This is a genomic window from Anabaena sp. AL93 (genome assembly GCF_001672085.1).
GTDB classification, from domain to species: Bacteria; Cyanobacteriota; Cyanobacteriia; order Cyanobacteriales; family Nostocaceae; genus Dolichospermum; species Dolichospermum heterosporum.
Genome location: NZ_LJOU01000192.1, coordinates 1 through 2,837 on the forward strand (window position 1 = coordinate 1; position 2,837 = coordinate 2,837).

The window sequence follows — 2,837 nt, forward strand, 5'->3', positions numbered from 1 at the left end:
TCGAATTACTAGCAATCGAAGCTCGGATCGTTATCGCTTCCGTTGAAACCTACTTGAAGTATGCTGAAGCAGTTGGTTTAACCCAATCAGCAGCAGTACCTGCTTAATTAAGCAAGCTCCATAATATCAGGATTAATTAATCCTGATATTGGTTCTGCTTTTTTTAATTATCTAGATATTTGGAAATCAACGCTTCTCAAAGGATATTACAAAAAAGTACGAATCCTTATAATGTAGTACCTGGAGAAGCAATTTCTGTTAGGTCTGGGCTAATTTACTATTTTTTGGAGAACTTCATGATTTCTTTAATGGCAAAAATCCGGCAAGAACATCAGTCAATAGCAGAGAAAGTGGCTGAACTATCTCTTGAGACCAGAGAATTCTTGTCCGTCACGACAGCGAAAAGACAAGAGCAAGCTGAAAAACAAGCTCAAGAACTGCAAGCATTCTACAAGGATCTTCAGGAAACAAGTCAGCAGTTTTTATCAGAAACAGCCCAAGCCAGAATTGCTCAAGCTGAAAAACAAGCTCAAGAACTGTTAGCATTCCACAAAGAACTTCAAGAAACAAGTCAGCAGTTTTTATCAGAAACAGCCCAAGCCAGAATTGCTCAAGCTGAAAAACAAGCTCAAGAACTGTTAGCATTTTATCAAGAAGTTCGGGAAACAAGTCAGCAGTTTTTATCAGCAACAGCCCAAGCCAGAATTGCTCAAGCTGAAAAACAAGCTCAAGAACTGTTAGCATTCCACAAAGAACTTCAAGAAACAAGTCAGCAGTTTTTATCAGCAACAGCCGACGCAAGAACTGCTCAAGCTAAGGAACAGAAGGAATCTCTCCTGAAATTCCGTCAGGATTTGTTTGTGAGTATCTTTGGTTAATAAATACTCTCATTACCTGTAGTCCATTTGTTGGACAATGGGGCTACATAATAAAACCCCCTGATATTCCAGTTGCAAGACTGGTAAGACAAGGGGGCGATTAATAAAATTCAACAACAATGAATCTTGGCGTGAAGCTTCGGTTGTCTATATTTATACTCCGTATTCGTTAACATAGAAAATCTGTCTAGCATTAACGTTGATACTCTTATTAAACTAGGCTTCGTGCTTCATATACAAACCCAAGTTTGGCAATAATATCCGCACAAACATAAACTTTTTTACCATCTTTAAATTATGACTACTACCCAGGTTAATCATAAAAGAGCCGTTCTTCGTCTTCGTCCAGGGCAGTTTGTCGTCACACCTGCTATCGAGCGAGTCGCAATTCGGGCGCTACGTTATCTCAAATCGGGGTTTCCTGTTCACTTACGCGGACCAGCCGGCACAGGGAAAACAACCCTAGCCATGCACTTGGCTAACTGTCTGGACAGACCAGTCATGTTACTGTTTGGAGATGACCAGTTTAAGAGTTCGGACCTGATTGGTAGTGAATCTGGTTACACTCACAAAAAGGTACTAGACAACTATATCCATAGTGTTGTTAAACTCGAGGACGAATTTAAGCAAAATTGGGTTGATTCCCGATTAACCTTAGCTTGTCGTGAAGGTTTCACCTTAGTTTATGATGAATTTAACCGTTCACGACCTGAAGTTAATAACGTCCTGCTGTCAGCATTAGAAGAAAAAATTCTTAGTCTTCCTCCTAGCAGCAATCAGCCAGAATACTTGAGTGTTAATCCTCAATTTCGGGTGATTTTTACATCGAATCCAGAAGAGTATGCGGGAGTTCACTCAACCCAAGATGCTTTGATGGATAGATTGGTAACTATTAGTATGCCAGAACCAGATGAAATCACTCAAACAGAGATATTAATTCAGAAAACAAATATAGATCGAGAATCTGCTAACTTCATCGTGCGGTTAGTTAAGTCATTTCGTGTAGCTACCGGCGCGGAGAAAACTTCCGGCTTACGGTCTTGTTTAATGATTGCTAAGGTCTGTGCTGATAATAATATTCCGGTGACAACAGAAAGTTTAGATTTTCCAGATATTGCTATAGATATTCTGTTCAACCGCTCTCATTTATCTATGAGCGAATCCACAAACATTTTCTTGGAGTTACTAGAGAAATTCTCAGCCGAAGAACTGGAAATATTAAATAATAGAGTCACAGGAGACAATGATTTTCTGATTGACAATTCCCAATTTTTATCCCAACAATTAGCTGGTCAACCAAATTAGCTTAGAAAGTAGAAGCCTCTCACCTACCCGACCGGGAGGTGATGCGATCAATGCGGGCGAGTCACTACTTGATGCAAAAAAAGTTAATTTTTGCCAAATAATAATCAATGCTTTGTTTTCTTTAGAGCAGGAATTTTTAGTCTGTAAAATCAGATATGAGTCCTATACCATTCAAGAGTTGAATTATTTCTGACTTCTACCCCAATGCTGCCAACACGTCCTCAGACTAACTCAAGTCGAACTATTAACACATCTACCCAAGGTTCGACTTTAGCGGACATTCTCGAAAGGGTTTTAGATAAGGGCATTGTGATTGCTGGCGATATTTCTGTATCTATCGCATCCACCGAACTTGTACATATTCGGATTCGCTTGTTAATTTCCTCTGTGGATAAAGCCAAGGAAATGGGCATCAATTGGTGGGAAAGCGATCCTTATCTCAGCACTAAGGCTCAACGTTTGGTTGAAGAAAATCAACAACTTCAGCATCGTCTAGAGAGTCTAGAGGCAAAGCTAAATGCACTGACATCTTCTAGTGTGAAAGAGGAAAGCCCCTTAGCAGCAGATGTTAAAGATGATTTGTATCAAACCAGTACAAAAATTCCATCACCTGTAGATACACCAATTGAAGTTCTAGATTTTCAGGCTCAATCC

At 39.7% G+C, this 2,837-nt stretch carries 3 protein-coding genes and 1 pseudogene; all 4 read left to right on the plus strand.

All coding sequences use genetic code 11. From position 1 onward, the window contains the following. Positions 1 to 107 (plus strand): annotated as a pseudogene (locus AN486_RS26315) (gas vesicle synthesis protein GvpA); the annotation flags it as partial. 189 nt (positions 108 to 296) lie between these two features. Further along, positions 297 to 878 carry a gas vesicle protein GvpC gene (gene gvpC, locus AN486_RS26320; protein WP_053538585.1) on the plus strand — a complete coding sequence of 194 codons (582 nt, stop codon included), beginning with the start codon at positions 297 to 299 and terminating at the stop codon, positions 876 to 878. Between the two features lie 297 nt (positions 879 to 1,175). Next, positions 1,176 to 2,183, plus strand: coding sequence for a gas vesicle protein GvpN (gene gvpN, locus AN486_RS26325; RefSeq protein WP_290603028.1), 1,008 nt, complete (start codon positions 1,176 to 1,178; stop codon positions 2,181 to 2,183). A 204-nt stretch (positions 2,184 to 2,387) separates the two neighbouring features. Beyond that, positions 2,388 to 2,837: gas vesicle protein (gvpJ, locus tag AN486_RS26330; RefSeq protein WP_290603029.1), on the plus strand; the 450-nt coding region annotated here is incomplete at its 3' end.